This is a genomic window from Paenibacillus sp. DP01 (genome assembly GCF_044784315.1).
Classification (GTDB): Bacteria; Bacillota; Bacilli; order Paenibacillales; family Paenibacillaceae; genus Paenibacillus; species Paenibacillus polymyxa.
Genome location: NZ_CP173059.1, coordinates 4,673,308 through 4,695,880 on the forward strand (window position 1 = coordinate 4,673,308; position 22,573 = coordinate 4,695,880).

Below are 22,573 nucleotides of genomic sequence, written 5' to 3' on the forward strand. Positions count from 1 at the left end.
TGTAAAGGCAAGATAATGAAAAAAGATGACCCACAAGGAGCCATCTTTAAATGTAGTAATCTATCTTATTTAGGCTTGAATCTTACCCGGTTCAACTGTGATCGTCAACTCATCTGAAGGAAGCTGATATTCCCGTGACCAATAATCTGCATTTGAAATTCCCGCCTGCTTCGGATCAAATACCGGGTCTAGACCTTGCCTTCGCTGCTGCTCGTAATCCTTAAGCACGAGAAACGCAGGCTTGGCCAGGAGAATCATAGCAATCAGATTGACCCAAAGCATAATACCGACGCCCATATCCCCTAGTGTCCACGCCAAGGCCGATTCTTTGACGACCGTTCCATAAAACGTCGAACCCAGAATTACCAACTTTAACAGGAACATAGGCCATTTGGCTTTACGGTCGGCAACCAGGTAAGCCATATTCGTTTCAGCGATGTAATAATACGCAATAATGGTGGTAAATGCGAAAAAGAACAAGGTTATGGACAAGAGACTTGAGCCAAAACCCGGGAATACCGATTCAATAGCAGCCTGTGTATATTGGGTTCCTTCTTCAACACCCGGGAGATGCTGCACAATATACCCCCCACCTGGTCCCTTCACATTGTACATACCTGTAAACAAAACCATGAAAGCCGTAGACGTACAGACTAAAAAAGTATCTACATATACGGAAAAGGCTTGAACCAGCCCCTGTTTTGCCGGATGGGACACTTCTGCTGCGGCTGCCGGATGCGCACCAGAGCCTTGTCCCGCTTCATTAGAATAAATGCCTCGTTTAACACCCCAAGCAATGGCTGTACCTGCTATACCGCCGAACACTGAATCTACACCAAAAGCACTGCGAAAGATCAGGGCAAATACCTCGGGAAGCGCAGTAATGTTCGTCATCATAATGTAGAAAGAGACAAGGATGTAGCCCAGTGCCATAAACGGTATGACAACCTGAGCCACATTGGCAATTCTTTTGACACCGCCAAAAATGATAAGCGCCAGCAACACGACTACTAATATCCCAGAAACCTTCATATCCATACCAAACGAACTATGAAAGGCTACGGCGATGGAGTTCGATTGAGTTCCTGGCATCAACAAACACATAGCGACCAACGCTACTACCGCAAAAATAACGGCAAACCATTTTAAGCCTGTTCCTTTTTCAATATAAAAAGCCGGGCCGCCTCGGTACTGACCATCACGCTTTACCTTATATACCTGAGCCAGTGTAGACTCAACAAACGCAGTAGCCGACCCGATAAAGGCCATGACCCACATCCAAAATATCGCTCCAGGCCCCCCCATACCGACTGCCAATGCAATCCCAGCAATGTTTCCCGTCCCTACACGTCCCGATAGCGCCATCGTAAAGGCTTGAAAAGAAGAAACGCCTGCCTCTGAGCTTTTTCCTTTAAAGACAAGGCGAATCATCTCTTTGAAATGCCTAATTTGTAAAAATCGAGTCATGATTGAAAATAATAGCCCCACGCCCAAACAGACATATACCACAGGATTGCTCCAAATGACGCCATTTACTGCCTCTGCCCACTTCTCTAACATTCCTTGCATTTCCCCCTGATCCATCAATTCATCTAGTCTATGTTTTCAGAAAATTTGCATAATTACAAAAAATTATAGATTAGTTTTTACAACCGTACAAGCTAATTTAATTGACATATTGTCAATTACAAATAGCCTTATTCGGCATCATAGGACGACAAAAAAGCTCTGATGATCCGAGAATGTGGATTATCAGAGCTTGGTCCTTACTTAAGGCAATCAGGCGATGCCTTCTTGCTCATTATGAGCGCTAGAAAGTTTCAATAACGGTGCCTGCTCCGTTACCTGCCCTTGAGGGATGGGGAGGATTTCCGTATATTCAGAAGAATTTGTAATGATAACTGGCGTAATCGTAGGATAACCCTCTGCCTTGATTTGCTCAACATCAAATTCGAGTAGCAAATCTCCTGCTTTTACTTGATCGCCTTCTTTGATATAGGAAGTAAAATGTTTACCATCCAGCTTAACCGTATCTACTCCGACGTGAATTAGAACTTCTGCGCCGTGATGCGAGACCACTGCAAGCGCATGTTTTTTCTTGAACGCTACAGTAATAGTTCCGTCGAACGGAGCTACGACTCTGCCTGTTGTCGGCTGGATGGCGATACCTTTACCCATAGCTTCCGAAGCAAACGCAGGATCGGGAACCTCCGACAGAGCGACCACCGTTCCTTCAATCGGGCTTAGCACCTCTTCGTTAGAAACGGTAACTGTAGAAGTCGATTCTTTAGCCGAGTTGTCAGTGGTTTCTTCCTCTTCAACTGGATCTTCGAAGCCTAAAATATAAGTCAAGATAGCCGAAACCAAGAATGAAACAGTAATCCCTAGAATCAATCCTGGGAAGCCTTGTCCGCCAGGACCGTAAAAGATCGGCAAAGTCAGCAACCCAGGTGCGCCGGAGGCAAATGCTTGCGTCCCCGCTTGGCCGATAATGGCACCACCGACAGCACCGCCGATAACACCAGCAATAAACGGGCGCTTCAGTGGCAGCGTAACCCCATAGACCGCTGGCTCTGTAATACCGAACAAAGCGGTAAGTGTAGCAGAACCTGCCAGCGTTTTCAGCTTTTTATTTTTCGTTTTCAGCATGACACCAAACGCTGCACCGGTTTGAGCAAAGATGGAAGCCGAAGCAGCAGGCTTAATACCGTCTCTGCCGTTAACAGCAATGTTATTAATAAATACAGGTACAAGACCCCAGTGAACACCGAAAATAACGAGCAACTGCCAGCAAGCACCAAGAATTGCTCCAGCCAGCAGCGGACTAAAGCTGAACGCAGCAACGAGCGCGGTAGCGATTGCATTGCCCACATACACCCCAACTGGACCAAAAACCATCAGAGTCAGAGGAAGCATAATTACAAGTAGAATCAAAGGTGTAATAAAGTTTTTGACGCTCTCATGGATCAGTCGATTGCACCATTTTTCCAGCTTACTCATGACGATAACGGCTAAAATAATCGGGATAACGGTTGATGAATAACTCATCATCACAATAGGAATACCGAAAAAGTCTGTTGCTGTACCTTCTGTTTTCAGCGTGACAATCGTCGGGTAAAGCAGCCCTCCGGCAATGGTCAAAGCAACGAAGATATTACCTCCGAATTTCCGTGCCGTTGTAACCGCTAACAAGAGCGGCAGGAAATAAAACAAGCTGTCGGCCGCAGCATACAAAATCATATAAGTAGTGTCTTTCGGAACCAACCAGCCGAGGTTGCTCGCAATCAGCAGCAGACCTTTCAAAATACCGGACCCCGCCATAACTCCGAGCAATGGTGCAAAAATGCTGGAAATTACGTCAATTACAGCGCCAAATCCTTTTTTGCCTTTAGTTGAGTTCTCTTCTTTTCCAGTTTCATTCAAAATGTTGGATACTTGGCCGATGGCATTGTATACTTCTGGTACTTTGTTGCCGACCACAACCTGGAACTGGCCACCGCTCTGCTTGACCGTAATAATTCCATCGGTTTTCTCCAGCTTTGCCTTATCTGCTTTCGCCTCATCTTTTAGCACAAAACGCAGGCGCGTGGCGCAGTGTACGAGCGATACTACATTTTTTTCCCCGCCTACCAGGTGCACAATTTCTTTAGCCAGTTTTTCATAACTCATGATGGACACCTCCATGTTCTAAGGGGCTTTTTACATATTTAGGCACACAAAAAACCTAAGCCTTGAAAAATGGTGGGCACTTGAGTCCCGCGATTTTTCATGACTTAGGTTTTGCCTGCATAACCAGTAACAATCCCAGTTAAAACTTATTAAATTCCTGTTACTCACATAATACATTTAATCTACCATATTTGTCAACAAAAACATTTAAACATATACTTTCGATTCTTTTTCGAATAAAAAGTTTAGAGCTTATCTGTTCACCACTCGTTCAATATGCACAGTCAAATACAGCTTTTCTTCGTTCGTTAATTCATGATTGTATTCTTTTTTAACGAAAGTTCCGATTTTCTCCGTACAAGCGGCTGCATCCTTGTGCTTTTCCTTAATCAAGTCATATAAATGATCATAGTTATTTTCATAGTGATTTCCTTTAAATACGCGCTGAGCGAAAAATTTCAGATGCGTAATAAAGCGGAAATAACTTAGAGAATCCTCGTCAAAATCAACCTTAAAGTGGTATTTTGCGATATTGATAATTTGCTGGATAAACTTCGTAATGCTCATGGTCGTAATGACTTCCTCATTCATTTCAGCATTCACAATGTGAAGGGCAATATAAGCCGCTTCATCCACAGGCAGTTCAATAGCGAGCTTTTGTTTGATTTGTTCCAGCGTTCTTAGACCAATCGCGAATTCTTCCTTGTACAGCTGCTTGATTTCCCACAATAACGCGTTTTTGATTTCTAGTCCTTCCCGGTACCTTTCAATAGCGAAATTGATATGGTCGGTCAGAGAAACATAAATATTTTCGTTCAGCTTTCTGTTCAGATTATGCTTGGCGTCATTAATGACTTCCTCCACAATCACAATCAAATCCAGCGGTACCTCACGCAGCAGCATTTTGAAGTTATCGGATGTCTGCTTGTTTTTCAGCGCAAATACCTTCTGAATTCTGGTTTCATCTACTGTGTCTCCAGGCTTTTTCTTAAAAGCAATCCCCCGACCCATGACTACGAGTTCAGTACCGTCTGTCTGGTAAACACTAATTACATTGTTGTTGATGACCTTTGCTATATTCATCTCGATCCCCCGTTCCATATGCCAGCAAGAGCCACTCATGCTCCATCCACTTTATTGCAAACAAAAAAAACCGAAGCACGCCAAATAAACAAGACTGTAAAATCCGCTTATTCGTTGCTTAGGTTTTGCCTGCTCTGCAGTAACAATCCTAAAAATGATGGAATTGCGTCAAGTATAGCCCGAAAAGGAACGATTGTCAACGCTTTCAATTGAGAAACGAGGATCGGAAATTCCCGTTGATTCAGGACGTCCGATCCTATTTTCTTGTCGTACGACTATTCGCCGAGATTTTCACCATCGGAATGAATTACGTTTTTATACCAGTCAAAGCTTTTCTTTTTAATACGTTTCAACGTACCGTTGCCTTCATTGTCACGGTCTACATAAATGTAACCATAGCGTTTTTTCATTTCTCCAGAGGATGCGCTGACAATATCAATAGGTCCCCAGCTGGTGTAACCGATAATTTCGACGCCGTCTTGAAGAGCCTCACCCATTTCAGCAATATGTCGCTTGAGATAGTCGATTCGGTAATCGTCATTCACTTCTCCTTCAGGTGAAACCACGTCATTGGCACCAAAGCCATTTTCCACTACGAAAAGAGGCTTTTGGTAACGGTCATGCAATTGGTTGGCTGTAATGCGGAATCCTTTTGGATCGATCGTCCAGCCCCATTCGGATTTGTCCAAATATGGATTAGCCACGGAACCGAATACATTACCACTGGTCATATTTTTGACAACTTCCGGGTCTGTGCTGGTTGTCCGGCTCGAATAATAGCTAAATCCGATGTAGTCGACGGTATGGTCTTTCAAAATGGCTGCGTCGCCGGATTCCATCTCGATGTTTAGTCCATGATCCTTGAAGAAGCGTTTGGCATAACCAGGATATTCGCCGCGTGACTGTACATCAATGAAGAAGTAGGACTCGCGGTCTTTTTCCATCCCCTGATACACATCTTCGGGATTACATGTATACGGATAGAAGCTTCCAGCAGCAAGCATACAGCCAATTTTCGCATCTGGAATGATCTCGTGACATGCTTTTACAGCCAGCGCGCTTGCAACAAGCTGATGATGCGCAGCCTGGTACTGAATTTGTTTAACGTTTTCGCCTTCTTGGAATACAAGCCCTGCACCGAGAAACGGCAAGTGGAGCAGCATGTTGATTTCATTAAACGTCATCCAGTATTTCACTTTATCCTTGTAACGAGTGAATACGGTATTGGCATAGGTTTCAAACAGACCAACCAGTTTCCGGTTGCGCCAGCTTCCGTACTTCTCGATCAGAGCTACCGGCACGTCAAAATGAGCAAGGGTCACAACCGGCTGAATGCCATGTTTATGCAATTCATCGAACAAATCATCGTAAAATTGCAGCCCCGCCTCATTGGGAGTAGCGTCTTCTCCAGTTGGAAAAATACGAGCCCAGGCAATGGAAACACGCAGTGCTTTGAAACCCATTTCTGCAAATAGTGCAATATCCTCGCGATATTGGTGATAGAAGTCAATGGCTTCATGGGAAGGATAGAATTCGCTTTCAAGTGGGGTTAGCGAAGGAACATTCCCTTTCATTATGCTTCTTCTCTTCTCTCCGGTAGGCAGCAGATCCACCAGGCTCAATCCTTTACCGTCTTCCAAATAAGCCCCCTCGGCCTGGTTGGCTGCAAGAGCACCGCCCCATAAAAAGTCTTTAGGAAAAATATAACTGGACATAAACGTTCTCCTTCCAAATGTGTGATAAAAGGGTGTACAGAAAGGGAGATGAATAATAAAAAAACCCAAACCAGCCTGGTTACACTTGCGGTGTAAACAAGCCGATTCAGGTTATGCCCTAACGGTAACATCCCATGAAAAGGTTATTCATATTTGATTGAAACTCTAACAAAGATTTAGGAGCCTGTCAAATTTAATAGATATGATACATACGCTATTCACTCTAAACAAAATACGAATTTTTAGTTTATTTTCGCAAAATAACTAAACTAAACAACTAATTTTTTATAAACAAGCTAATTGACAGCGGTTTACAGAGGTGATACGATGACTTTGAAAATAAAAATTTATATAATTTATCCACTACAATTTAGTTTTGTTTAGTGAAATTTTAATTTGTTTACTTCTAGTACAAGGAGAGTTATTCATGAAAAAGCTGAAACTGGGTTATGCGCCTACTCGACGATTCACCTTCAGTGCTGAAGATGCATTCCGCTACAAAGTTGCCATTCGCCAACAAATCGAGAGCTTCGGAATGAACATTGATATCGTGGATTTGGAAGGGCTTAATGAGGAAGGTTTGCTGTATGACGACCATATTAATGCGGACTTGATTATCAAACGTTTCAAGGAAGAGGAAGTGGACGCCGTTTTCTTCCCCCACTGTAATTTTGGTACCGAGGATACGGTTGCCCGTGTGGGCAAGGCACTTGGCAAGCCGGTTCTATTGTGGGGTCCACGTGATGAGGCTCCGTTGGCCGACGGCATGAGATTACGGGACACCCAGTGTGGATTGTTCGCTAGCGGAAAGGTGCTTCGCCGCTTTAATGTCCCTTTTACCTATATCACAAACAGTCGTGTAGCCGATCCGGTATTTGAACGAGGCTTTAACAATTTTATCTCGGCTGCCAATGTAGTACGACAGTTCAAAAGTTTACGAATTCTCCAGATAGGTCCTCGTCCTGCTTCCTTTTGGACTATGATCTGCAATGAAGGGGAGCTGTTGGAGCGATTCGGTATTGAGATTCATCCAATTACGCTAGTAGATATTCAGCTGCGTTCAAAGAAAATTGCAGCCGGGAGCAGTGCTGAACTTTCAGAAGCGATTGATTATATCAAAGAGAAGCTGGACTACAGTGAAGTCACCGAAGAAGATATCAGACGCATTGCTGCACTTAAAGTAGCCATGAAATCCTACGCTATCGAAACGGGAAGTACAGCCATCGCGATCCAATGCTGGTCCTCCCTCCAGGAAGCTATGGGAATTATGCCTTGTCTGGCCAATGCCATTTTGACAGATGAACAAATTCCGGTCACCTGCGAAACCGATATTCACGGAGCAATTACTTCGGTTATGGTACAAGCGGCTGCGATGAACGAACTCCCCACTTTTTTCGCTGATATTACGGTACGTCATCCTGAGAATGACAATGGAGAGCTTCTTTTCCACTGCGGGAACTTTCCAGTATCCATGTCTATTGAGAACAAACCCAAACTACGCAAGCACTTCCTGTTCGATGATCACGCACCAGGCACACATGAAGGACAAATCAAAGGCGGCGGCATGACCATCGCCCGTTTTGATGGTGATCATGGAGATTATTCCATTTTCCTCGGCAAAGCTAAAGGAATTGAGGGACCTTATACCCGCGGCTCGTATGTCTGGGTAGAGGTCAACGACTGGCCGTTATGGGAAGAAAAGCTCGTCAAAGGTCCTTACGTCCATCACTCTGTTGGCATTCATGCTAATGTCATCCCGGCTCTGTACGAGGCCTGCAATTACCTTCCAGGTGTCACGGCAGATCCGGTAGATCCTACCGAACAGGAAATTCAACGCTGGTTGCGTGGTTCCGATCTCGCTGTCACCAAGTCGGGTATTCTGGTTTAACTATATTATTTCAGGAGGGCACTATGGAAATCCTAGACTTGAAAATTAAAGCCGCACAAATCCGTAAGGACCTGCTCACCATTATTCATCGTGCCAAAACAGGGCATACAGGAGGCTCGCTGAGCAATACGGATATACTCACCGCCCTATACTACGAAATCATGAATATTGATATCACTAATCCTAAATGGGAGGAACGTGACCGCTTTATTGCCAGCAAGGGACATTCCGTCGAGTCTTTATGGTGTATTCTGGCAGACCTTGGTTTCTTCCCTAAAGAAGAACTGGAAACCTATAGCCAGTTCGGAACCCGTCTGATTGGGCATCCGAACAATAAGGTTCCCGGTGTTGAGATGAATACAGGCGCATTGGGCCATGGCCTCCCCATCTCAGTCGGCATGGCACTGGCTGCCAAGCGTGACGGGCGATCCTACCGTGTATTCTGTCTCATGGGTGACGGAGAGCAAGCTGAAGGCTCCAATTGGGAAGCTGCTATGGCAGGTGCCCATTACAAACTGGATAATCTTGTCGGCATCATTGACCGCAACGGCCTGCAAATTAGCGGTACAACCGAGGAGGTTATGGGACTTGAACCGCTGGAGGAAAAGTGGGCCGCTTTCGGCTGGAACGTGATCTCCATTGACGGCAACAGCATGGAGGAACTGATCCATACATTCCGCAATGTCCCTGAAATTGAAGGCAAACCAACGTTGGTGCTGGCAAACACGATCAAGGGAAAAGGTGTATCCTTTGCCGAGGGTGTTCCAGGCTGGCATCACCGTATTCCAAGTGATGATGAACTTGAACGCGCACTGGCGGAACTGACACAAGAAATAGACGAATTATCCGGGGAAGGACAGGTGAGATAAACAATGAACAAAATCCCAAATCGTCAGGTCATCTGTGAAACGCTGCTTAGCCTTGCCAAAGAGGATCGGGATATTATGGTGTTGGCTAGTGATTCTCGCGGCTCTGCTGCTATGGCTCCCTTTGCCGATGCCTATCCGGAACAATTTGTGGAGGTAGGCATCGCCGAACAAAATATCGTCGGTATGTCTGCTGGACTCGCACACAGCGGTAAAAAGCCGTTCGTCACCTCTCCTGCCTGCTTCCTGAGCATGCGTAGTATTGAGCAGATCAAGGTAGATGTAGCCTATTCCGGAACCAATGTAAAGCTGATTGGGATAAGCGGTGGTGTTAGCTACGGTGCACTAGGAATGTCCCACCACTCTGTCCAAGATATTGCTGTCGCCAGAGCGATTCCTGGTTTGATGGTTTTACTCCCCGCCGATCGTCATGAAACCAAGAAAATGACCGAAGCGCTGGTTCAGCATGAAGGAGGCGCATATGTAAGGATCGGACGTAATGCTGTTGAGGATGTCTATCCGTCCGATGATTATCCGTTTGAGATTGGGAAAGCTGTTACCCTACAAGAAGGATCAGACATTACCCTAATTGGCGCTGGTGAGACCGTCCGTATCATTCTGGATGCGGCTGAGTTGCTAGGGCAGATGGGTATTAAAGCTCGTGTTCTCAATATGCACACCATCAAGCCACTTGATGAGAAAGCGATCATCGCCGCAGCCCGGGAAACGGGAGGTATTGTCACCGTAGAGGAGCATAGTGTATTCGGAGGCTTGGGTGCCGCTGTAGCAGAAGTGGTGGTTCAACATCAACCGATTCCTATGAAAATGCTGGGCATACCGGATGAGCCGGCGATTGCCGGCAAAACAGCTGAAGTCTTTGAACATTATGGACTTACCTCTGAAAATATCAGCAAGATTGTGCTCGAATTGATGAACAAGTAAGGAGCTGTAGCTGTAATGAATATCGAGACCTATATTCTGGCGATCGATCAAAGCACTTCCGGAACCAAAACACTGCTGGTTAATCAGCAAGGCGAAGTGATTACCCGTTATTCTTTGGAGCACAAGCAATATTACCCGCAGTCGGGCTGGGTTGAACACGACCCGCTTGAGATATATCGCAATGTGCTTATTGCTGCGAAAGGCGTACTGGAGAAAGCAGGGCTTTCTCCTTCCTCGCTGGCCGCAGTAACCATTACGAATCAGCGAGAAACGGCTCTGATCTGGGACCGTTCTACTGGCTTGCCTATCTATAATGCCATTGTATGGCAATGCCAGCGAACGGCAGAGGTCTGCACACGGTTGAAGAATACTGGCTATGAAGATATTATACGCTCCAAGACAGGTCTAATGCTCGATCCTTATTTCTCTGCCGCCAAGTTCAATTGGATTTTGGAACATGTACCTCATGCCCCCCAATTGCTTGCTGAAGGTAAACTACTTGCAGGGACTATTGACAGCTGGCTGCTATGGAAGCTTACGGGCGGTCAAATACATGCAACCGATTACAGTAACGCCAGCCGGACTTCCCTTTTTAACATTCATACTCTGGCTTGGGATATGGAGTTGTGCAGTATATTCGGTGTTCCTTCCTCCCTGCTCCCTGAGGTAAAAGCATCCGATGCCTTGTATGGCTATACACAGGAAGTTGAATTATGGGACGAACAAGTAGCAATATCAGGGATAATCGGAGATTCACAGGGTGCACTGTACGGGCATCGTTGCTTCGATACTGGCGATGCCAAAGCGACATATGGGACTGGAACATCTGTACTTATGAATATTGGTTCGCAACCCGTACAGGGCGGCGAAGGCTTGGTTACAACGATTGCCTGGGGGGCTTCAGGAAAGGTATCTTATGCATTGGAAGCTGTTATACGTACAACCGGAGACAGTATAAAATGGGCACGGGATAATTTAGGATTATTCTCTTCATTTGAGGAAATGCAATCCATGATCACCGAATTGCAGGACAATGAGGGCGTATATCTGGTCCCTGCTTTTGTCGGTTTAGGTGCTCCCTACTGGAATCCCTCTGCACGTGCTGCAATTGTGGGTATGACTCGTGGAAACGGCAAAGCACATATTGTACGCGCAGCGCTGGAGAGCATCGGGTATCAAGTGAGAGATGCGGTTCAATTTATACGTGAACAATCCGGTGTGCCCCTTACTAGTTTACGTACGGATGGCGGGGGCTCATCTAACAGCTGGCTCATGCAGTTTCAGGCAGATATTCTGGGTAGCCACGTTACCCGCTCTACCTGTGCCGAGCTGTCTGCAATGGGTTCTGTGTATCTGGGCGGTCTCGGTGTCGGATACTGGTCAGATCCTAAAGGCATCATCACGGGAAATACCTCTGATCAGAATCTGTATGAGCACTACACTCCTAGTATGGATGAAGTCAGCCGCCAGCGGCTTTATGCAGGTTGGCAGAATGCAGTGCAGATGGTAATACGTTCAGAACAACCGCTTACACCATCTTCTTCCGCTAATTGTTGATGAATCTTCCTCATTTACTTTTGAGCTTACTACAAGCTTCCGATTATTTTACAGGTGTTACACTTGGATAATCGGAGGTTTTTTATGTACACTGCATGTATTCCGCTTTACAGAAAGGGGGAAACCTTGAATGAATGCACGCATGGTTTCAATTCTTCAGTACTTGCTGGCTGCCGATGCTCCCGTCAAAAGTGATTATCTCGCCAAATTGATTCAAGTTACTTCACGTACCATTCGCAGCGATATCCGGGAACTAGATGAATTTCTATCCAAGCACGGGGCAGCAATTGAACCTGTTCGTTCAAGGGGATATGAACTAAAAATTACGGATCATCGTAGCTTTCGTGCGCTGCTGCAGCAGCTGTTCCTGTCCGGCGAGCCCGATGATCCAGGTTCTCCCGGCTATCGGCAATTGTATTTAATCAAGCGTCTCCTGCTCGCTGATCATTATGTGAAGCTGGAAGACCTCGCAGATGAGCTATATATAAGCAAGTCTACGGTGCAGAATGATTTCAAAGAGGTTAAACAAACCCTACAAAGCTACGGAATCACCATTGATAAACGGCCAAATTACGGAATCAAACTGAAAGGTGATGAAGTCCAGCTTCGGTTTTGCTTGTCCGAGTTTATTGTGAGCCGTTCCGAAGAACAAGGCGGAACATTTCATGCAGCGCTGCGCATCGTCACCCCGCGCGAAATGACGCTGATTTGTGGAATCGTTCTGGAACAGACTCAGAAATATGAAGTAACACTCTCCGATATCGCCTTCAGCAATTTGTCCATTCATATTGCGATCGCCTGCAAGCGCATCCGTGACGGAAACCAGGTAGCTATGCTCTCGGCGGAAATAGGAGATCTGCGGGGCACCGATGAATTTCGGGCTGCCGAGCATATTGTCGAGCTGATCGAAAAGGAATTGCAGTTGTCTTTTCCCGAAAATGAAATCGCCTACATTGCCATGCATCTTGCCGGAAACAAGTGGTTTGTCAGAATTGAAGGACACCCTATAGAGGACATGGGACCCGAGAAGCTGCTGGACTGGAACCTCTTTGAACTGGGCAAGGAAATGCTCGCCGAGATCGACAGGGATTTGAATCTGAACATCAGCTGTGATACAGAACTGCTCATAGGCATCTGCCTTCATCTGAAGCCAGCGCTGAACCGGGTAAAGTATGGAATGAACATCCGAAACCCCATGCTGGATCATGTCAAGAGCAACTACCCTCTGGCTTTTCAAGCGGGAGTTATTGGTGCCAAGCTGATCGAGAGCAAGCTGAATATTGCCATCCCGGAAGCAGAGATGGGCTATCTCGCCATTCATATCGGGGCAGCCATCGAACGACAGCGTATGAACACCCGGCCAAAACGCTGTCTGGTCGTCTGCACTTCAGGAGTCGGAAGCGCCCGGCTGCTCAAGTACAAACTGCAAAGCACTTTTGGTAGCTCGCTTGAAGTGGCGGGTACAACGGAATATTACAAGCTTCAGCAGTTTCCCCTCCATGACATTGATTTCGTGGTGAGCACCATTCCCATTCAGCTGCCATTATCGGTTCCAGTCGTGGTCGTGCATACTCTTCTTGGCGGCAGCGATATGGATAAAATTGAAAGTTTGCTGGCTGGTGAAGCCGAGTTTGATTTTCACTACATCCGGAAGGAACTCGTATTTCTGAGACAAAATTTTACCACCAAGGAAGAGGTCATCTCATTTCTGGGCCAAAAAATATATGCTGAAGGGCTGATCCGCTCTGCCGAAGGCTTTATTGGACTCGTTCTGGAACGAGAACAGGCCGCACCCACGGCTTACGGAAATTTGGTAGCCATTCCTCACCCTATCATTCCGCAAAGCAATCAAACCGTATGGGCGGTCTGCACCCTTCAACAACCTATCGAGTGGGGCGACAAACCGGTGCAGTTCATCTGTCTTCTCAGCATTGAAAGAAACGGTAAAGAGCCACCCGCTAAAATGTATAACCATCTCATGGAACTGGTCGACAATTCGGATATCGTCCAGCAGATGTTAAATTGCGAAACGTACGAGGAATTCTCCAGGATTATCGTTAAATATAAGCTGTATTGAACCAAGCTCCGCAGTGCATCCAGCTGATATCACAGAACAGGTGCTGCTTCGGAGCTTTTTAAAATGGACGAGTAACAGCAATGAATGAATTTCCGCTACTGGCGGAAAAGACTTGGGTTTAGATCTCGGCAGTAAACCTATACACTGAAACTGTAAGTTAAAGAGAAAAAAGCATGAGGTGAACGAGATGGAGGAGTATCAAGAAATCATTATGGGGATTATCACCAACTCAGGTGTTGCCAAGAGTAAAGCGATGGAAGCAATCGCTCTTGCTCAAAAGGGTAACACACAGTTGGCGGCAGAGCGGCTTGAAGAAAGCAAAGCCGAATTGGTTAAAGCTCATAAATCACAAACGAGACTGATTCAACAGGAAGCTGGCGGAACCGCCCACGAAGTCACACTGCTTATGGTACATGCTCAAGATCACCTTATGTCAGCCATCACAACTAAAGATCTGGCGGGACATATGATTGAGCTTTACAACAGATTGAATCGCTATGAAGATATCACAAATCACACTTCCAATGGAGGGAACAACGGATGAAACAAATTACACTCGTATGTGCTGCAGGAATGTCTACAAGTATGTTGGTACAGAAAATGCAAAAGGCCGCACAAGCACAAAAGCTTGAGGTTGAAATTAGGGCGACTTCCGAAAGTTCGTTTAAAGAATATGCTGACAAGACAGATGTACTGCTAATTGGACCACAGGTCGGCTACCTGCAGGATGATTTCAAGGCAAAATATGAACCTAAAGGCATTAAGGTAAGTGTTATCAATATAGTAGACTATGGAATGATGAACGGCGAAAAAGTGCTAGGAGACGCGCTTAAGCTGTAAAGCTCAGAGTCAGATGCTCATCACCAGACCGAACAAGAAGGTTGGTCAAATCGGGCAACGATATATGATATTCTGCATGGTGTTTCGCCAAATGAAAGCGTTCTCTAAGTTATTATATAGGCGGATGAAAGCCTATCGTAGGAGTTGAATAAATATGGCTAGCCAACAAAAATTCTCTTATAAGCTTCAAAAAGTGGCGGGTACAATTCAGCAAAACCGTTACATGAGCGCAATTTCCAACGGGCTGATGTCCACCCTTCCTTTTCTGATTATCGGAGCATTTGCAACCCTCTTCTCTGCACTTGCTTGGGAGCCTTACCAGAATCTTATTGCACCCGTAAAGGCTATAATCGGGTTGGCATCGACAATGACCACTGGCATCATTGCACTGTATGCGGTATTTTTTATCGCCTACAGACTGGCGCAAGCTTTTGACAAGGACCCCCTTGTGCCAGCGGCAACCGCTCTTCTCTCTTTTCTTATCGTTACACCGATCCAAACCTTTGATAAAGTTCGTGCCTTGCCACTTCAATGGCTCGGCGCGCAGGGATTGTTCGTTGCCATGATCGTCGGTTTGATTGCTGCACGGTTGTATATTTGGATTGTTGACCGCAATTGGACGATTAAAATGCCTGACGGGGTCCCGCCTACCGTTGTCAAAACCTTCTCAGGCTTGATCCCAGCTGTCTTAGTAGCCCTTGTGTTTGTTATCGTTGCTGGTTTGTTCATGCAGACCCCATTTGGTACAGTTCACGATTTTATCTACACTTATCTCCAAATACCACTGGAAGGGTTGGGCGGATCACTCGGCGCTTTAATTATCGCGCTGATCATTATGCAGGCTCTGTGGATGTTCGGAATTCACGGTGCAATTGTTATACTCGCTATCGTTAAACCCATCTGGATGAGTCTGGATCTAGCTAACCTTGACGCTTTCCAGGCAGGCGCTCCACTTCCGAACACGATCGGTCTGGCCTTCTGGTCCATCTACTGCAACTATGCACCGATGCTTGGATTTGCTCTGCTATTGGTTTTCCTGGCCAAGAGCAAGCAGCTTCGCACGATCGGCAAGCTTGGTCTTCCGGGTACCTTTTTCTCCATTCACGAGCCGTTGATCTTCGGAATTCCAATGGTATTGAACCCGTTGCTAGCCATTCCGTTTATCGTTGCTCCCATCATTTGTGCGGTACTCGGCTATATTGCCACCAACATCGGCTTGTTGCCTGCACCCATCGGAATTTACCCGCCTTTCGGCACCCCTATCTTTGCTCTGGGCTTCATTGAGGGCAGTTGGAAACTAGCCGCCGCACAATTGGTACTCATTCCGATCAGTATGCTGATCTACTACCCGTTCTTTAGAGCGCTGGACAAGCAGGCTCTGAAGAAGGAACTCGAAGCGCAAGAGCAATTGGAAAAGCAAGCAAGTGAAACTACAGCAACTCCTGTTATCCTATAATAAAAAAAGCAGAAGCGGCGGACGGATAAACGCTCGCCGCTTCTGCCATTACAATCGTTAGGAGAGGAAGCTTTTGATTCAACTGAGTATCGCTGAGAACAAACGATATTTCATGAATGAGGGGAACCCCTTTTTTTATTTGGCGGATACGGTTTGGAGCGCATTTACCAACATCACGCTGGAGGAATGGGCCTATTATCTGGATTATCGGAAAAGTCAGGGCTTTAATGTCCTGCAAATCAATTTGCTGCGCCAATGGGATGCAAGTGGCAGCGATTTGAACTATGAGCCTTTCGCATATGCCGAGGATGGCAGCTACAATTTTTATATGCTGAACGAAGAATACTTTACCAGAGCCGAGACGATGATCGAAATGGCTGTGAACAGAGGCTTTGTTCCTGCACTGGTTCTACTATGGTGTAATTATATCCCGGATACCTGGGCTGCCAAGCTTCGTGAGGAGAAAAAAATGCCACTTGAGGCAGTGGAACCTTATGTACGTTACATTGCCGATCGGTTCTCCAAATTCTACCCTATTTATATTATAAGTGGTGACACTGATTTCCCTTCCGAGCGTGCCAACCAATATTACCGACTTGCTCTCCATACCATAAAACAGCACAGCCCGCAGTGTCTGACTACCCTGCATATTCAAGGAAGATTAGCGGCACTGCCAGAGGAATTTATTGATGATCCCCATTTGGATTTTTACATGTACCAGTCAGGACATAATTCACAATTTCAACCAACGGCGTATACACTCGCACTGGATTTCTGCAATAAGCCTGTCACCCGACCGGTGCTCAACTCGGAGCCCTGTTATGAACAAATGGGCTACAGTCGAAAAGTCTATGGCCGCTTCAGCCGCGCCGATGTTCGTAAGGCAGCCTGGCAAAGTCTTCTGTCCGGGGCGTCTGCGGGCATAACCTATGGAGCCCACGGTATTTGGAGCTGGCATCGAAAAGGCAAAAGGTTCGGGGTAACTGGGGAGGGATTCGACAGTCCATATGATTGGCAGTCTGCACTTAAGTTTGAAGGGGCATGGGATTATGGATTGGCCAAATGGCTCTTCGGGATATATGGAATTACAGATATGCAGCCTTGGAACATAGTGCTTAAAAATACGGAGGAAATTCGTGCGGCTGTAAGCACCGATTACACCAAGGTCGCCATCTACGTTCCAATCAACACGGTGCTGAAGCTAAACGTGGATTTGAGCGAATACGACTTCACGGTCATTGACCTGGAGAATCGTCGTTTTGGCACAGCTTCAATTTCTGTGCAAGAGCAAATCACGATCATTGGGATGCATGATTTTGAAGCTGATGTCTTGCTGATTGGCATAAGAAAATAACCGTGATTACTTACCGCCTTTTTCATCATTTCAACTACTATGTACAACGTACAAACAGCCCCGCAATCGAGATTTCTCATCGGGACTGTTTGTCTTACTTCTTGTTATAAAAAGCAAGCACTCCATTGTGGTCAGGAAATATATCTCAATTTAATACGTTTGGAAGCTCTGTGAAGCGAAGATTTCACTGAATTTTCACTCTTATTTAAAATTCTAGCCGTTTCTTTTATGGAGTATCCTTGGACTACACGCAATTTAAGTACCGTCCTTTGCTCGGTATTACTTGCCATCAGAAGAATTCGGTTAACCTCATCCTGAATTTCAAAATCGGGGGTATCCCAGTGATAGTAGACGTGCTCCTTACGTAAGAAATATTCCTCCATCTTTTTTCGCTTTCTTATTATATCTATGGCTAAATTTTTAGCAATTCTCAAAAGATAAAATCGGATACGATCTTCGGGCAAATCAGGGGAAGCTCTTATAAACCGAATAAAGCATTCATGCAACAAATCTTCGGCATCCTGTTTGTTATGCACTATTCTCAAAAGATAGCCAAGGAGTTCTGATTTATGAGATAAATATAGATCTTCCAGATCTTTAATGTCCATATTATGGCTTATCCTTTCTGTTTCGATGGATTACGGTGTTCCCCTTGACTTAAATACACTAGCTATTTTATAGTCTTAAATTCATATCCCTGCTTTTTTAAATATGTTATGATTTCAGGCAAGGCTTTAGCTGTTTCTTCCTTCCCGTAAGTGTCATGCATGAGTACCACTGCTTTTTCTCTAGTCCCAATGCTCTTCATAAATTCGTGTATTAATTCCTCGGCATTCTTAGAGGTACCTTCCGCATCTTTAGGCAACACATTCCAGTCAATCTGATGATAATCCTTATCATGTAAAATTTCATCTAACTCTTCCATGCCTTTGGGATCCTTTCTCTGCCACGTCACATGGCCACCTGGAAATCGAATCACTCTTGTGGAAAAATCCTGTCCCAAAATTTGCTTTAAAATTTGATTTGTTTTTTCAATATCGCTCATAAAAATGCTCGAATTCACAGTCTGATTAGGATATAAATAACCATAATCATGTGAGTAGGTATGATTTCCGATAGCATGCCCTTCCTTAATTATTCTTTTGGTTAAATGTTTAGTACCTTCATTTTCTTCGACTGCTTTTCCGACCACAAAAAACGTCGCTTTTACATTTTGTTCTTTAAGAACATCTAAAATCTTAGGCGTCACGGTTACTGATGGCCCATCATCAAAAGATAAATAGACAACCTTTTTACCGTCTATCCCATCGGGCTTTTGACCTTGGATTTGCTGATTTAAGTACTTTTCAACAAATGCAGCATCCTCAACACCCGAAACATTTTTTACAGGGAATTCGCTCCCTTTGGATTCGTTATTTAATTTGTCGGTTGATACGGATTCTATTTTTTCTGCAAATTCAATCGTTTTGACTGGTTGTGGTTTACTACTGAAAATGTCAAAGAGTTTTAAAATAATTAGAACAATACAAATGATAATAATAAACAGTAGTCTTCTTCTCTTCCTCTTCATCCGATGAGCTCTGGTTCTATTTTGCACATAGCTTTTTTCCATAGTATTTGTTCCTCCAAAATCTAGAAGCAGTTCACGTTTTATGTTGCGACCATGTGCCCATTCAATTATTCGTACCTCAATGCATCTATTGGCCTCAAACTTGCTGCTTTATAAGCCGGATATACTCCGAATAGGATGCCTGTGCCCGCAGAGCTAAGAAACGAATATATGATAGGCGAGATTGTAAATTCAATGGTCATATGCGCAGCCGCCTCAAGTATTTTGGAAGCTCCTATACCTGTAACAACTCCGATTGTGCCTCCTAACAGACCAAAAATGATCGCTTCAGACAGGAATTGAATCATAATATCTCTCGGCTTGGCACCAATGGCTTTCCGAATACCGATTTCTTTTGTACGCTCTATAACTGAGACCATCATAATATTCATAATTCCGATTCCCCCTACCACGAGGGATATCGCGGCTACCCCACCCAATAGGCTGGTCATAATACTATCTACACCAGAAGCTGCACCTGCTGCCTCTGACAGACTCATAATTTCAAATTGATCTGGTTCCGAAGGTTTTAGCTGGTGTGTCATACGCAAGCTTTCCAAGATGTCTAAGCGAGCCTGATCCATCAAGGCTGGTGACTTGGCAGACACGTCCAATCTGGTAATATTCTCCTCACCCAGACGGTTCATCATGGTTGTAGCAGGGATGTAAATTTGTTCATTACTACTGTAGCTTAAGTTCGTAACTGGCTGAGTATCCAATACTCCGACTACCTTGAAGGGGATCTGCTTAATTTGAAACGTCCGTCCCAATACATTTTGGCTATCTCCACCAAAAAGACGTTGGACCGCTTGGCTTTCAAGTATGGCGACATTCATGCGTTTGTCCATCTCGTCATTGGTAAATGTTCTACCCTCGGCAAAGGAAAACTTTTTGACCTTATAAAATGAAGCGGAAGTTCCTACAATAGTGGCGTTATAGTTATATCGCCCCCACGTAGCTTTTGAATTGCTCGTTATATTCGGCATTAATGCATCTATAGACTTCTTTTGTTCCAAAGCCTCGACATCAGCCCAAGTAAATGATGGTGTGTGGTCATAATCTATTTCACCATCGACCATTTTCATAGCCGGCGCAACCATCAATACGTTATTTCCTAATTTATTAATTTCCGCCTTTATGCGGGCTGTAGATCCGTTTCCGATCGCCATAATGGCAATAACTGCTGCCACCCCGATAATAATACCGAGTATCGTTAAAAATGAGCGTAGCTTGTTAGTGATTAAGCTATTCATGGATACACGGATGGTTTCCATTACATTCATAGGCTTACCTTCCTTGATGAAATTCGTCTATTTGCAATAGGCTCATCTCGTTCAATATTACCATCCCGAAAGCTGATCAACCGTTTGGCATATTCAGCAATCTCCAGCTCATGCGTGACCAAGACGATGGTTTTTCCCAGCTCATTCAAGCCTTGAAATAATTCCATAATTTCGATACTCGTCTTCGTATCCAGTGCTCCCGTAGGCTCATCCGCCAGCAGAATAACAGGATTATTCACCAATGCCCGGGCAATGGAAACACGTTGCTGCTGACCACCAGATAGCTCGTTAGGCTTGTTGTACATCCGTTCTGCAAGGCCAACGCTGCGTAGTGCCTCTACGGCTCTTTCCCGACGCTCCTTGGCAGGTACACCTGCATACATCATAGGCAGCTCTACATTGGCTAATGCTGTAGTTCGGGGAAGTAGATAGAATTTCTGAAATACAAAACCCAGCTTCTGGTTTCTAATCTCCGAAAGCTCGTTCTCTCTAGCATCCAATATGGAGTACTCATCCAGGTAGTACTCTCCGGTATCGGGATGATCCAGGCAGCCAATGACATTCATCATGGTAGACTTGCCCGAACCAGAGGGCCCCATGATAGCAACAAACTCCCCTTCGCTAATAGATAAATTAACACTGCGCAGAGCCTGAATCTTCTGACCGCCTACCTCATACATTTTTTTCAGTTCTTTAATTTCGATTACAGCTTTATGGGATTGAGTTTCACTCATTGTACCTGCCCCCCATCAGGGTCTTGACCCTCTGGACTGCCATTCGAACCAGCACTACCACCCTGAGGTGGGATCACAATGGTCTCACCGTCCTTGACACCAGACTTGATTTCCGCCTGATCTGCTGTATAGACACCCAGTTTCACTGGTCTAAACTCATAATCCGCCGGATTCGCCGCGTTCTTCGCCACATATACTCCATCCACACCGCCTTCAGATCTCAGTGCAAACAACGGCACAGATAACGCATTTTTGTGTTCAGCTAACAGAAGGGATACATCCATATTCATCCCTGGTTGCAGCCTTATCTTTTGGCTATCCAAAGACAATTCGATTTTGTATGTAGTCACATTGGATTCGGTAACCGGCTCTGGAGAAACAAAGAGCACTTCGCCTTTAAATTGTTTGTCCGGAAATGAATTCGAGTGCATTGTCGCCTGAAGTCCAGTCTTCAATTTAGCAATATCACTTTCATTAACCTTGGCAAGAACCTTCATAGCCCCTGTGTTTGAATTATTCATTACAATAAAAGGTGCAGTAGGACTGGTACCCACATCGCCGTTGACCTTCAAAATGATCCCGTCCCACGGCGCCGTAACCTGTAATTTACTCAGGACACTTTTCTTCTGCTCTAATGCCGTTTCAGCCTGCAATAAAGAAGCCTGTGCGGATTGGATGTTGGAAGCTTCGGGCGGGGACTGTGCAGCCTTTAATTGTATTAAAGCTGTTTTATAGCCCATTTCCGCCTCTTCGATCGCCTCAGTTTGCTTGGTCTGTGCCTTCTTGTACTGCAGCTCCACATTGCTCATATCCAATTTTGCCTTATCCAGATTTTGCTTGGCTGTTGCCAGGTCACTTTCTGCTGCCGCATCATTCTGAACCAGATAAGCCTGGTCATCATAATCCTTCTGAGCCTTATCCAAAGTCACCTTGGCCGACTCCTTTTGAGCAGCGGCTTCCTCTAATTCCATCGTGTTCTTGGCTGTTTTAATCGCCATCTGTGCCTTTAAGACATTAGCTTTCTGCAACTCTATATCATTCGTTTTGGGTCCGCGCTTGGCTTCCTCCAGTTTGGCTCTTGCAATCGCCACATTCGATTCGGCATCCTTAATTTGCAGCCTGGCATCCGAATCATCTAATCGTGCTAGAACCTGACCTGCTTTGACGCTATCTCCTGCTTTGACATTGACAGCGACGAGCTTGGCACCCTCGACATTTGTAAAATTAATGTTTACTTCCTTGGAAGCCTGAACGGTTCCAGTGACTTTAAGCGACTCGGTCATGTTTGTTTTCTGTACCTGTACGATCTGGTTTGCAGGACCCTCCACAGGCTTTTCCTTACTCCTGTTCATATAAACAGTACCGCCAATCCCCGCTATAATGATCAGGACAAAAATGCCTATAATTCTTTTCAGCCTTCTTTTCTTTCTTACTACCTGCAATGCATCTTTCTTTTCTATTTCTGACAATGTTATATCCCCTTCAAAAGTATTTTTTCTA

General features: G+C 45.2%; 18 protein-coding genes. 9 read left to right on the forward strand and 9 right to left on the reverse strand.

Annotated features, from left to right (window positions below; genetic code table 11):
• Positions 1 to 69: 69 nt before the first annotated feature.
• The 4 genes from ACH59B_RS20610 to ACH59B_RS20625 all read right to left on the reverse strand — a co-directional run bounded on the left by ACH59B_RS20610 (position 70) and on the right by ACH59B_RS20625 (position 6,467).
• Positions 70 to 1,560, reverse strand: coding sequence for a sodium:alanine symporter family protein (locus ACH59B_RS20610; RefSeq protein WP_025365789.1), 1,491 nt, complete (start codon positions 1,558 to 1,560; stop codon positions 70 to 72).
• 219 nt (positions 1,561 to 1,779) lie between these two features.
• Positions 1,780 to 3,669, reverse strand: a complete 1,890-nt coding sequence (locus ACH59B_RS20615; RefSeq protein WP_016819963.1) for a beta-glucoside-specific PTS transporter subunit IIABC — start codon at positions 3,667 to 3,669, stop codon at positions 1,780 to 1,782.
• Positions 3,670 to 3,921: 252 nt separating this feature from the next.
• Complete coding sequence (gene licT / locus ACH59B_RS20620; RefSeq protein WP_016819962.1) at positions 3,922 to 4,752, reverse strand: BglG family transcription antiterminator LicT; 831 nt, start codon at positions 4,750 to 4,752, stop codon at positions 3,922 to 3,924.
• Between the two features lie 275 nt (positions 4,753 to 5,027).
• A complete protein-coding gene (locus ACH59B_RS20625; RefSeq protein WP_016819961.1) occupies positions 5,028 to 6,467 on the reverse strand; it encodes a 6-phospho-beta-glucosidase in 1,440 nt (479 codons plus the stop codon).
• 427 nt (positions 6,468 to 6,894) lie between these two features.
• Between ACH59B_RS20625 and ACH59B_RS20630 the strand changes: the two genes are divergently transcribed.
• The 9 genes from ACH59B_RS20630 to ACH59B_RS20670 all read left to right on the forward strand — a co-directional run bounded on the left by ACH59B_RS20630 (position 6,895) and on the right by ACH59B_RS20670 (position 17,447).
• Complete coding sequence (locus ACH59B_RS20630; RefSeq protein ID WP_016819960.1) at positions 6,895 to 8,355, forward strand: L-fucose/L-arabinose isomerase family protein; 1,461 nt, start codon at positions 6,895 to 6,897, stop codon at positions 8,353 to 8,355.
• A 23-nt stretch (positions 8,356 to 8,378) separates the two neighbouring features.
• The gene (locus tag ACH59B_RS20635) at positions 8,379 to 9,224 is read left to right on the forward strand and encodes a transketolase (RefSeq protein ID WP_404302536.1); all 846 of its coding nucleotides are present in this window, start codon (positions 8,379 to 8,381) and stop codon (positions 9,222 to 9,224) included.
• A 3-nt stretch (positions 9,225 to 9,227) separates the two neighbouring features.
• A complete protein-coding gene (locus ACH59B_RS20640; RefSeq protein WP_031462205.1) occupies positions 9,228 to 10,163 on the forward strand; it encodes a transketolase family protein in 936 nt (311 codons plus the stop codon).
• A gap of 15 nt (positions 10,164 to 10,178) precedes the next feature.
• Positions 10,179 to 11,720 (forward strand): glycerol kinase GlpK, encoded by a 1,542-nt coding sequence (gene glpK, locus ACH59B_RS20645; protein WP_404302539.1) that lies wholly within the window; start codon positions 10,179 to 10,181, stop codon positions 11,718 to 11,720.
• A gap of 130 nt (positions 11,721 to 11,850) precedes the next feature.
• Positions 11,851 to 13,797, forward strand: coding sequence for a BglG family transcription antiterminator (locus ACH59B_RS20650; RefSeq protein ID WP_016819956.1), 1,947 nt, complete (start codon positions 11,851 to 11,853; stop codon positions 13,795 to 13,797).
• Positions 13,798 to 13,984: 187 nt separating this feature from the next.
• Entirely contained in the window at positions 13,985 to 14,341 is a 357-nt protein-coding gene (locus tag ACH59B_RS20655; RefSeq protein ID WP_016819955.1) for a PTS lactose/cellobiose transporter subunit IIA, read from the forward strand.
• On the forward strand, positions 14,338 to 14,637 hold the full coding sequence (locus ACH59B_RS20660) for a PTS sugar transporter subunit IIB (protein WP_016819954.1): 300 nt from the start codon (positions 14,338 to 14,340) through the stop codon (positions 14,635 to 14,637). Before ACH59B_RS20655 ends, ACH59B_RS20660 begins: the two co-directional genes overlap by 4 nt.
• 154 nt (positions 14,638 to 14,791) lie before the next feature.
• Positions 14,792 to 16,093 carry a PTS sugar transporter subunit IIC gene (locus tag ACH59B_RS20665; RefSeq protein ID WP_404302542.1) on the forward strand — a complete coding sequence of 434 codons (1,302 nt, stop codon included), beginning with the start codon at positions 14,792 to 14,794 and terminating at the stop codon, positions 16,091 to 16,093.
• Positions 16,094 to 16,166: 73 nt separating this feature from the next.
• Positions 16,167 to 17,447, forward strand: a complete 1,281-nt coding sequence (locus tag ACH59B_RS20670) for a DUF4038 domain-containing protein (RefSeq protein WP_263560791.1) — start codon at positions 16,167 to 16,169, stop codon at positions 17,445 to 17,447.
• 131 nt (positions 17,448 to 17,578) lie between these two features.
• On the opposite strand, the gene ACH59B_RS20675 is transcribed toward ACH59B_RS20670, so the two are convergent.
• From ACH59B_RS20675 to ACH59B_RS20695, 5 genes are all read right to left on the reverse strand, one after another.
• Entirely contained in the window at positions 17,579 to 18,055 is a 477-nt protein-coding gene (locus tag ACH59B_RS20675; protein WP_263560792.1) for an RNA polymerase sigma factor, read from the reverse strand.
• Positions 18,056 to 18,117: 62 nt separating this feature from the next.
• Entirely contained in the window at positions 18,118 to 19,059 is a 942-nt protein-coding gene (locus ACH59B_RS20680; protein ID WP_263560793.1) for a polysaccharide deacetylase family protein, read from the reverse strand.
• A gap of 65 nt (positions 19,060 to 19,124) precedes the next feature.
• A complete protein-coding gene (locus ACH59B_RS20685) occupies positions 19,125 to 20,339 on the reverse strand; it encodes an ABC transporter permease (RefSeq protein ID WP_151255908.1) in 1,215 nt (404 codons plus the stop codon).
• Complete coding sequence (locus ACH59B_RS20690; RefSeq protein ID WP_016819949.1) at positions 20,336 to 21,073, reverse strand: ABC transporter ATP-binding protein; 738 nt, start codon at positions 21,071 to 21,073, stop codon at positions 20,336 to 20,338. The genes ACH59B_RS20685 and ACH59B_RS20690 overlap by 4 nt, the downstream gene beginning before the upstream one ends.
• Entirely contained in the window at positions 21,070 to 22,542 is a 1,473-nt protein-coding gene (locus ACH59B_RS20695) for an efflux RND transporter periplasmic adaptor subunit (RefSeq protein ID WP_044787962.1), read from the reverse strand. The genes ACH59B_RS20690 and ACH59B_RS20695 overlap by 4 nt, the downstream gene beginning before the upstream one ends.
• Positions 22,543 to 22,573 lie beyond the last annotated feature (31 nt).

Bases quoted from the DNA above. Each gene is read 5' to 3' on its own strand.
- ACH59B_RS20615 (WP_016819963.1), bottom strand. From the start codon at position 3,669: ATGAGTTATGAAAAACTGGCTAAAGAAATTGTGCACCTGGTAGGCGGG.
- ACH59B_RS20630 (WP_016819960.1), top strand. From the start codon at position 6,895: ATGAAAAAGCTGAAACTGGGTTATGCGCCTACTCGACGATTCACCTTC.
- ACH59B_RS20660 (WP_016819954.1), top strand. From the start codon at position 14,338: ATGAAACAAATTACACTCGTATGTGCTGCAGGAATGTCTACAAGTATG.
- ACH59B_RS20685 (WP_151255908.1), bottom strand. From the start codon at position 20,339: ATGAATGTAATGGAAACCATCCGTGTATCCATGAATAGCTTAATCACT.
- ACH59B_RS20635 (WP_404302536.1), top strand. From the start codon at position 8,379: ATGGAAATCCTAGACTTGAAAATTAAAGCCGCACAAATCCGTAAGGAC.
- ACH59B_RS20665 (WP_404302542.1), top strand. From the start codon at position 14,792: ATGGCTAGCCAACAAAAATTCTCTTATAAGCTTCAAAAAGTGGCGGGT.
- ACH59B_RS20640 (WP_031462205.1), top strand. From the start codon at position 9,228: ATGAACAAAATCCCAAATCGTCAGGTCATCTGTGAAACGCTGCTTAGC.
- ACH59B_RS20680 (WP_263560793.1), bottom strand. From the start codon at position 19,059: ATGGAAAAAAGCTATGTGCAAAATAGAACCAGAGCTCATCGGATGAAG.
- ACH59B_RS20610 (WP_025365789.1), bottom strand. From the start codon at position 1,560: ATGTTAGAGAAGTGGGCAGAGGCAGTAAATGGCGTCATTTGGAGCAAT.
- glpK (WP_404302539.1), top strand. From the start codon at position 10,179: ATGAATATCGAGACCTATATTCTGGCGATCGATCAAAGCACTTCCGGA.
- ACH59B_RS20675 (WP_263560792.1), bottom strand. From the start codon at position 18,055: ATGGACATTAAAGATCTGGAAGATCTATATTTATCTCATAAATCAGAA.
- ACH59B_RS20690 (WP_016819949.1), bottom strand. From the start codon at position 21,073: ATGAGTGAAACTCAATCCCATAAAGCTGTAATCGAAATTAAAGAACTG.
- licT (WP_016819962.1), bottom strand. From the start codon at position 4,752: ATGAATATAGCAAAGGTCATCAACAACAATGTAATTAGTGTTTACCAG.
- ACH59B_RS20655 (WP_016819955.1), top strand. From the start codon at position 13,985: ATGGAGGAGTATCAAGAAATCATTATGGGGATTATCACCAACTCAGGT.
- ACH59B_RS20650 (WP_016819956.1), top strand. From the start codon at position 11,851: ATGAATGCACGCATGGTTTCAATTCTTCAGTACTTGCTGGCTGCCGAT.
- ACH59B_RS20625 (WP_016819961.1), bottom strand. From the start codon at position 6,467: ATGTCCAGTTATATTTTTCCTAAAGACTTTTTATGGGGCGGTGCTCTT.